Raw genomic sequence first — 4,844 nt, forward strand, 5'->3', positions numbered from 1 at the left:
GGTTGATCCTGGTCGACAACCCGTCTACCAGGAGCTTCACCACTACGTACAGCCCAACCACCCCCGCCCGGCCCCCATCAGGTTGGAAAAGGCTCAGTGTCTCGTGTGTCCAGGATCAAGGGTCAGAGCCCAACAGCTTGTCACTCAGCTTCGGGCGGGATGCAGGCCCTTTCGAGAGCAGTGCGGCTTCCCCGCCGGCCTCGTATGCCTGCCGCCACCGCCGGACCGAGCGCACACTCACCCGTAATCGCTTCATGATCACCCCGCTCGGCTGCCCGTCAACGAACATCCCAGCCGCTTCCACGCGGATCCCCTCACGGAACTCCCCCCGTTCATCGGTCAGCCCACCACCTTTTGGATACCTCATGTCCCCGGCATACCGCGACGATCACCACCCGTCAGCCCTTACCACATCACGCCCGCAAGGTCAGTAACCCCAAAAGCTGCGGAGAAATACTCGCGTAACAGCAATCAGCAATACGCAAGACAGCCCCCCAGAGTCGGATACCTGGGGGGCTGTCTTACCGTATCGCCGATTAAGGCTGGGAGTAGCTTAGCTGAACTCGCCAAAATCTGGAAGGGTGGGTTTCTGTGGATCTCGGCGAGGAGCCAAGAAGGTTATTCAAACTGAATACCTTCCGGTGAAGGGGGACTGGTCCAGGGGTGCGCCTGGCAGCGGCGGCGCATGGGGTGGCTGCCAGGAGAAGCATCCCCCTACCTTGGGCGGAAGAGCGGCTCCTAGGGGCATCAGGAGCTCGATGGGGGTGCGCCATGCTGACGGGCGCGGGAGGTTCCGTTTCAGCTCGTGCGCGGCCAGTCGGCTCCGAAACGCCTGACGGTTTCCGCGTAGTCACGTTCGTTGAGAAAGGGCAGGAATCGTCGTTCAAACACGGTGATCTCTTGCGGCGTTAGCTCACGGTGGTATCGCCTTCGGGTGCGGTCCTGTGGCTGTGCCAGTGGTCTGCTGCCTTCAGCCAGGCCGGGCAGTGCCTCACGCAGGAACAGTTCCACCCCTCGCACGTACAGTGGCGGGAGGTGCCAGAAGAGCGAGCGTGTCCAGTCGACCGGCAAGTCGACGCTTGCGATCACCGGTCCGGTATCGATGCCTGAGTCGCTCACGTGCAGAGTGCTGGTGAGATTTCCCTCTCCGGCGAGCAGCGTGTGTACGGGCGCCGCAAGGCCCGCGTACCGCGGAAGGGCTCCGGGATGGAGGCTGAGCACGCCGAGGGAGGGAAGGGAGAGGATCGGCTCTTTGAAGACCCGGCGGAATCGCACGCACAGGATCACGTCCGGTCGGAAGCTGTAGGCGATCTTGTAACCGTCGCCTGTGTTGATGTCGATGGCATGGAACCGGACGGCATGCCTGCGCGCAAGATGATGAAACGTCAGGAGATCGCCAACCGGGTGCGGCAGCCGGTCCATGGGCAGGAAAATTGCATGACGGGCGAGCGCCCCCTCGAACCACCGCTGACGCTCCCAGGGGTTCCTCGAGCCAGGATCACCCGATGGCGGCTCGTGCAGTGCTACTTCCACGGTGTGCCCGTCAAGCCCCGGCAGCAGCCGGTTCAGCGCCACACACGCCACGAGATCACGCTGAGTACATACCAAGATGCGCACGAGCGGTCCCTCCCTCCAAGGCTGGACGGTAAATCCCTACGCCGTTCACCGTAGTGACGGCATCCCCCGGCGCCCCGGCCCTCATACCAACACCACTCAACCGGGGCTCCCGCGGTCCCTTCAAACGCGGTGATGTCCGATCTGTAAATCGCTCTGTGTAACTCCTGGTCAAGGGCAGATGCATCGATGAACAGCGAGAATGTGACCGGCCCGGGCTGTCGAGGAGGCCGAGCCGCACCACGCAAAGGCGGTGGACGGTCGACTGACCGACGATCTGTGTCGCGGCTCTGCAGCGCGGTCTACTCCAGCTGCTGACGAAGCGGTTGCTGGAGTCCGCCCTGAAGCACTACCCGCTGGAGTTCAAGGCGGACGCGGTGGGGTTGTACCGGTCGAGGTCAGTCGCCGAGGATCTCGGGGTGAACACCGAGACGCTGCGGAACTGGATCCGAGCCGACGGCCGGCGCCGGGGTCTCACTCGACGTCCCGGGGCACTTCACCAGCCACGTACGCGGACTCGGTGGAGGCCGAGCTAGCTGTATTGACCCGCAGCGTTGTTGACGCGGCTGATTGGTGGCTGGCCTGCGAGTGCGGTGTGGCAGCGGTGGTGGTTGTAGGTGTGGGGGAAGTCTGTCAGGGCTGCGGTTCGCTCGTCGTTGCTGGTGTAGGGCCGTAGGTAGGCCCATTCGTCGAGCAGGGTGCGGTTGAAGCGTTCGACCTTGCCGTTAGTCTGGGGCCGGTAGGCGCGGGTGAGCCTGCCCGTCGCGCCGAGGCCGTCCAGGGCCTGTCGCCAGGCTGTGCTCTTGCGGTAGGGCTAGGCGTTGTCGGTCAGGACGCGTTCGATCCGGCTGATCCCGTGAGCGGTGAAGAAGGCGGCGGCTCGCTGGAGGAAGCCGGCGCAGGTGCCGGCTTTCTCGTCGGAGTGGACCTCGCTGTAGGCCAGGCGGGTGTGGTCGTCGACGGCGGAGTGGATGTAGTCGAATCCGGTGGTGCGGCGGCGGCCCGGGCAGGCTGCCCGGCCGTGGATCCGCCAGCCGCCGCCGTCGGGGATCCGGCCGAGTTTCTTGACGTCCACGTGGACCAGCTCGCCGGGCCGCTGGCGCTCGTAGCGGCGGATCACCTCTCCCGTGGGCCGGTCCAGGTAGGCCAGCCGGTGCAGGTGGTGGCGGGTCAGGACCCGGTGCACGGTCGAGGGGGCCAGGCCCAGGATCGGCCCGATGCGGGCAGGGCCGAGCTTGCGGGCGTGCCGCAGCCGGCAGATCTTGGCCTCGACCGCCGCCGGGGTCCGGTGCGGTGTCCTGCGCGGCCGGCTGGACCGGTCGTGCAGTCCCCGCTCCCCTTCGGCCCGCCAGCGGCGGACCCACTTGTGTGCGGTGGCACGCGAGATGCCCATCTCCGCCGCGACATGCGCGACTGGACGGCCGGAGCAGACACGTTCGACCAGCAGCCGTCTGCCGTGAACGGTCAGCCGGGCATTACGGTGGGACACGAAGACCTCCGTGCGGTGCAGTCCTAGACAGCTCCACCACACCGGAGGTCTTCGCCACGATCAAGAACCCACGAGTGTCAACAACGCTCCTGATCAATACAGCTAGCCGCCGCGCGCAAGCGGCCGGGTGGCTCGCCCGGTGCCAGCGGGAAAGCGCGCGGGATCACCGGGCTCAGCTCGTCGGCGCAGATCACCGTGGCGTCCGGCGGCGGGCTGATGCAGAGGCCGACGATCCGGGTCCTTCTGGGGGAGAACCTCAGGCCGCGGCTGGTGGTCCAGGTACGGGCGCCAGCGCACGCCCTCGGCTAGTAGGATCCGGCGGACCTACGACCGGCTCACCCCGGATTCCTTCGGTCCCGGCGATGGCAGCCAGTGCGTCCAGGGGTCCACTCCTCCAGCCCTGCCACACCGGCCTCTCACAGCTCACTGCGGCTGGATCTCCAGCCTGCCGGGCGGGATAAGCCTGACCATGGCGATGACCCGGGAGCGTCCGTCCTCAGTGAGCTTCTTCGGGTTGGCCACTGATCGGGTGACAGACAAGGGCTCCTGACGGACGAGGCTCCCGGACGGTTGAGCGAGGGATCTCACGTCTCAACTCGTTCGTCAGGGAGCCTTGTTGGTTGCCTGTCCTGCCTCACTGGTCCTTCCGCGTGCGCTCGTGGAGTGGGTCACGATACTGACCGTCACCCGGGAGGGTGACCGCCGGTGCAAGCTGCCGGCTTTCCAGCGGGACCTCATCACGCTCGTGTCCCTGCGCGAGCACGACGCCCTCGCCCAGATCGCCGCCGGGTTCCGGATCAGCGAGAGCACCGCCCACGCCTAGGTACACGGAGTGATCACCCACCTGGCCGCCCGCGCCCCCTTCACTCACCCGCGCGCTGCGACAAGCCCGCCCGGAATACGTCGCCTGCCAGGGCGCTGGAGAAACGGTCGCCGCTCCGCTCGCCCGCCGAACGGACCTTCGCACGACTCAAAGTCTGGCGGTTCTTCCGCAAAGCCCGCATCAGCCCCAACAAGCTCACGCCAATCGTCAAAGCCGTCCTCACTCTGGAGAAGCAACGCTCAAGAAGCTCAGCGATCCGGCGTTTGCGCCTGCAGCCCGGCCGGTCATCGAGCCCGTCCAAGCCCCCGTCGTTGAACCGGTGCAGCCACTTGCGGACCGTCTTCTGGTGACACCCAGTCGGCGCGCGATAACCAGAACCGCAGCCCCGGAGGAGGGGGCGGACGACGCCATGCCCCCGCCCGCCCGCCGGGTGGCCGTCGTGCCGCTGATCGACGAGCGGCCGCTGCGCTACCAGGACTGGGTGACCAAGCGCCGGGCGGTCGTCCGGGAGTTGAGCGGCGGCAAGTGCGGTTATCTGCACATCCCCGACATGGGCTGTTCGGGGTGGGCGCAGTTCAACCGGGACCTGCGGATGGAGATGTCCCGCCCGGCGCTGATCGTGGACGTCCGGGGCAACGCGGGCGGCAACACCAGCGAGCTGGTCGTGGAGAAGCTGACCCGTACGATCGTCGGGCCGCAGGGCTGCTGACACCTGTGGCATGGGCGCCACCAGATCCGACGGTGGGCATTCTGTACTCGGTCGATGGTGGGCCTGACCTCGCTGTTTCGCTTGGGGTGACGAGGTGATGCTGTGGGGTTGATCGAGGCGGTATCGGGGGGTGGGCATGGTGGGGGCCCGGCGCGGTGGTCGGGTTCTCCAAGGTCTTTCGTGTCGTAGGTGGCCGGGGCGGCTGGTCA

The 4,844-nt window shown here is 66.6% G+C and carries 3 protein-coding genes and 3 pseudogenes; 3 read left to right on the forward strand and 3 right to left on the reverse strand.

Features of this window, described 5'->3' with window-relative positions; all coding sequences use genetic code 11:
- Positions 1 to 115: 115 nt before the first annotated feature.
- Positions 116 to 367: a helix-turn-helix domain-containing protein gene (locus ACZ53N_RS36325; RefSeq protein WP_469144993.1), complete on the reverse strand. Its 252-nt coding sequence runs from the start codon at positions 365 to 367 to the stop codon at positions 116 to 118.
- 431 nt (positions 368 to 798) lie between these two features.
- Entirely contained in the window at positions 799 to 1,617 is an 819-nt protein-coding gene (locus ACZ53N_RS36330; RefSeq protein WP_469144994.1) for a formyltransferase family protein, read from the reverse strand.
- 323 nt (positions 1,618 to 1,940) lie between these two features.
- Between ACZ53N_RS36330 and ACZ53N_RS36335 the strand changes: the two genes are divergently transcribed.
- Positions 1,941 to 2,150, forward strand: a complete 210-nt coding sequence (locus ACZ53N_RS36335; RefSeq protein ID WP_469144995.1) for a transposase — start codon at positions 1,941 to 1,943, stop codon at positions 2,148 to 2,150.
- Here the strand turns inward: ACZ53N_RS36335 and ACZ53N_RS36340 are convergent.
- Positions 2,147 to 3,103 (reverse strand): annotated as a pseudogene (locus ACZ53N_RS36340) (IS481 family transposase). The gene ACZ53N_RS36335 and the pseudogene ACZ53N_RS36340 overlap by 4 nt on opposite strands.
- A gap of 616 nt (positions 3,104 to 3,719) precedes the next feature.
- On the opposite strand from ACZ53N_RS36340, the pseudogene ACZ53N_RS36345 reads away from it, so the two are divergent.
- A pseudogene (locus ACZ53N_RS36345) lies at positions 3,720 to 4,165 on the forward strand (helix-turn-helix domain-containing protein); the annotation flags it as partial.
- 77 nt (positions 4,166 to 4,242) lie between these two features.
- Positions 4,243 to 4,620: pseudogene (locus ACZ53N_RS36350) on the forward strand (S41 family peptidase); the annotation flags it as partial.
- Positions 4,621 to 4,844: the final 224 nt, after the last annotated feature.

The sequence above is a fragment of the Streptomyces sp. NPDC033229 genome, assembly GCF_055576875.1.

Bases quoted from the DNA above. Each gene is read 5' to 3' on its own strand.
- ACZ53N_RS36325 (WP_469144993.1), bottom strand. From the start codon at position 367: ATGAGGTATCCAAAAGGTGGTGGGCTGACCGATGAACGGGGGGAGTTC.